The organism is bacterium (assembly GCA_009926305.1).
GTDB lineage: Bacteria > Bdellovibrionota_C > UBA2361 > UBA2361 > RFPC01 > RFPC01.
Genome location: RFPC01000142.1, coordinates 1 through 3,210, shown reverse-complemented (window position 1 = coordinate 3,210; position 3,210 = coordinate 1). Strand labels below are relative to the sequence as shown.

The following is a 3,210-nucleotide window of genomic DNA, read 5'->3' as shown; positions in this document are numbered from 1 at the left end:
TTTTCACATAATATTCTAAAATATCCTGCTTCTAACCGGACACTGCTAGTTCCATCATGTGAATTCAGGAGCAGGAGATTGAATGCTCCCTCGGTGTCAGCGTCCTGAGCTCTGTTCAGGATTGATATGTGTCGCTGGAATCCACCACCCGTAGCACGTTGTCGGTAGCGTGACTCAAAAAATCCATAATCTGCTAGAACCTCATGAATCTGTGCTGTACTAGCAAACGAGTATTTGTCCGATACTTTGGTGCTTGCGGTTGTTGCGAATTTAGCTAATGTTGTCATGATATTACTCCTCGATTGTTGGTAGTTCGATTGTTCCGGTTGTGGTGTAAAGGATACTGTCTTCGTCGCTGTTTTCTACCAGAAACTCCATGGCGTCATACTTGTTTGTAAACACCTTGAGAAGCTCTCTGTCCTCATTGAATACTGCGATTATTTCTATGCTGTTATCGGTCATTGTCGTTCCTCCTGTTATTAGGCACTTGAAAGGCGATGTAAGTATTTGCCAGAACTAAATCGTCGATTGTCAGGATGTGCAGTTCAGTTTCTCCCCAGTCACTGTCAATGCCAAGGCATACTTCAGCGTCGGGGTCCATGTCGGATAGCAGGTTAATTAGTCTTTCTACGTTCATTGTTCACTCCTTTCATATATGTAATCGGCATTCTCTGTCGAAAACTTTAGCTCTTTTTCGTCCTCGCAGGTGAATTCTGCGATTTTATAGGTATGTCCTTGGCTTAGGACCATAATCTCTACGTTGAATTGCTCACCTTGTTTCTCATAGCGTGCGATAATCATTTTCTTAGTCCTCCTGAATTAGTGCGAATACGCCAGTCAATCCGAGCCATACCTTGCCGCTCTGATATACGGCGTCATGTGTACACTCGTTCACGAAACTCTCAAAACGATAGGGATTGTAGGTCACTTTGTGTGCATTCTCGAACCTGTCCCAATCCATGCCAGTCTCAGGCTCCCAATTGCCCACGACACCTGCGTGGACATTTTTCTGTCTCTCCCGTAAAACCCTCGCTCTTCCTGAACGAGATACCTTGAATTGAGCATCCGTAAGACTAAGATAGTCCCAGTGTGCAATAACTCTGCCCTTGTTCGGACCCTCAAGGGCCTTGATTGAGTAGCAGCGTTTGCGTAAGTTACGATATACAAATACTTTCATTGTTGTTCTCCCGTTGTCCACTCTTTTGAAGGTGCGCCATGATACACTAAGCCAATTCTAGGATTGTCTCCCAAGCCTGCAACTAGGTCATCGTCGGATGCATTGGCGTATCCTGCCGCTTGCAATTCTGCAATGGTTGAGAATACTCTCGCATGATGCCTGTCCATCGGTATCTCTGAGTCAAAGAGCCCACCCTCGCTGAAGATTAGGCGAAAGTTGGCGGGTAGCTCTGCTCTGCGGAATAGCCTAACCTGCTTGGTGTAAGCATAAAAGTGCACGTCGGGATTGAGCCCGATGATAGCAAGCCATTTGCGTAAGTAAGGGACCGAGTAAAAATCTCCGCTGTCGTGGATGCGGATAACCAACTGTTGTCCAGCACGATTCGCCTTGGCCTTGGCTCTGTCCAACTCGGCCTGCATGAGCAGGACAAACTGCTCACTTTGTGCAATTTCCAGCCGCCATTCAAAGACGGGAGCGACATTCCCAAACCTATAAGCACCTTGTTGGGCATAGCATCCGGTTTTACAAGCACCCGCAGCGGGACAAGTGATTAACCCAGTCTTACTCTCGGCAGCGGGGATGCCGAAGTTATACAAAGCTATCCCGTGTTTCTTGCCTGTCTTGCGAATCTTAGCGTTCTGTGTCAGTAGCGTTGGCATGTTATCACCTCACTTGATTCTGTAAGAGCGAAGCACTCTTTCATTACCTTCTCGGCGTTCCTGCTCTAAATCTTTAGCAGTATTTTTATTTTTCTTTTCTTTTTTCTTGGGCGGAGTTGCCGCCCGAATCTCGCAAAGGTCGCTGTCAAGATGTTTTCTGGTGAAGATGCAAATTAAATTGCTCATTTTAATTCTCCTTTTTGTTTGTTGCTCTCTTCGCCTCTAAATGAGAGAGTTGACCCGTCCGTGGGTCGGTGTCCGTTACACCGTCGGTTCTCGGTGCAACATAAACCACAATTCATCAATAATGTAGCTTATGTAGGTTGTTGTTGTTGGCGGCGCTATCACCACTCCGCATATTGGGTCACCGTCGGAAACAACCTTGACTGCAATGAGACGGTATCTTTCGCCTATTTTTTCGACCTGATAAGCCCGTCGGCCAAGGAATCGATTGAGTCTGTCCAGTCTATCAAACATGTAGGATTCATCGAGTGATGCTTTTGGTGGTCGGATAACCTGCATGATTTTCTCCTAGTGTTTCGGCCTGTTAGCCATCGTCAGCGCACCAACATCAGGTGCGGACACTTGGGAGCGATAGCCTGTCACTCTATCGCTTTATCCTGTCTTGTTGCTAATTTCCGCTATTTGCAGCTTACCGCCAACAACAAGGGCGGTTTCTGACCGGACTGGCGACGCGCGCTTGAGCCCTAGCTGCCGGATTGTCGGGAAGACTGTCCCTGCACCTTTTCAGCTGACCACAATTAAGAGTCGCCCCGTCTGGTGTCTGCAGGCTTTTTCGCTCCGGAGAGCGAGAGGGGTCCGGCATCCAGGTCCCTCGGCTTTGTATCTCTCTTCGGCATCCTTGTCAGAAACTTGAGCTCTTTTTTCATCTTTTTTTCAGAGCTCCGGACTTCCTGTCCGATGAATCCTCTATAGCATAGCCTGTGCCAAGCTGTTAATTGAGTGATATCAACCGGATAGAGAAAGAGGCAAGTGTTTAAGGAATAGCTATATTTTGTTAAGTAATTGAATACACAGTGTTATTTTTTAGACAGTGTACAATGCTTAAACAGTAGCGTTAAGTATAATAATTCAAGATGGTTGGTGTTCAATCGACTGACATTGTTGGGCTTTTTTGGCCGACACCCCCCCCTGCCCCCACTATAGGGAAAGCACAAAACCCCAAAAAGCCTAAAGATATCATGTGCATGTGTCCAGTCTACACTATTGTGCAGTAAATACAGTCTATTACACACCTATACACTCGTATAGTCTGTAAATATACGTTTTTATTTGGCTTTTTGGGGTTTTGTGCTTTCCCTATAGTGGGGGCAGGGGGGGGTGTCGGCCAAAAAAGCCCAACAATGTCAGTCG

At 46.6% G+C, this 3,210-nt stretch carries 5 protein-coding genes; all 5 read right to left on the bottom strand.

Features of this window, described 5'->3' with window-relative positions; all coding sequences use genetic code 11:
- Window positions 1-287, bottom strand: a 287-nt coding sequence (locus EBR25_12885) for a DUF932 domain-containing protein (protein ID NBW41877.1), incomplete at its 3' end; no start/stop codon positions are given.
- A gap of 164 nt (window positions 288-451) precedes the next feature.
- Window positions 452-637 (bottom strand): hypothetical protein, encoded by a 186-nt coding sequence (locus EBR25_12880; GenBank protein ID NBW41876.1) that lies wholly within the window; start codon window positions 635-637, stop codon window positions 452-454.
- Window positions 638-805: 168 nt separating this feature from the next.
- Entirely contained in the window at window positions 806-1,177 is a 372-nt protein-coding gene (locus EBR25_12875) for a hypothetical protein (protein ID NBW41875.1), read from the bottom strand.
- Window positions 1,174-1,836, bottom strand: a complete 663-nt coding sequence (locus EBR25_12870; GenBank protein NBW41874.1) for a hypothetical protein — start codon at window positions 1,834-1,836, stop codon at window positions 1,174-1,176. Before EBR25_12870 ends, EBR25_12875 begins: the two co-directional genes overlap by 4 nt.
- A 261-nt stretch (window positions 1,837-2,097) precedes the next feature.
- Window positions 2,098-2,358 (bottom strand): hypothetical protein, encoded by a 261-nt coding sequence (locus EBR25_12865; GenBank protein NBW41873.1) that lies wholly within the window; start codon window positions 2,356-2,358, stop codon window positions 2,098-2,100.
- Window positions 2,359-3,210: the final 852 nt, after the last annotated feature.

Bases quoted from the DNA above. Each gene is read 5' to 3' on its own strand.
- EBR25_12875 (NBW41875.1), bottom strand. From the start codon at position 1,177: ATGAAAGTATTTGTATATCGTAACTTACGCAAACGCTGCTACTCAATC.
- EBR25_12880 (NBW41876.1), bottom strand. From the start codon at position 637: ATGAACGTAGAAAGACTAATTAACCTGCTATCCGACATGGACCCCGAC.
- EBR25_12870 (NBW41874.1), bottom strand. From the start codon at position 1,836: ATGCCAACGCTACTGACACAGAACGCTAAGATTCGCAAGACAGGCAAG.
- EBR25_12865 (NBW41873.1), bottom strand. From the start codon at position 2,358: ATGCAGGTTATCCGACCACCAAAAGCATCACTCGATGAATCCTACATG.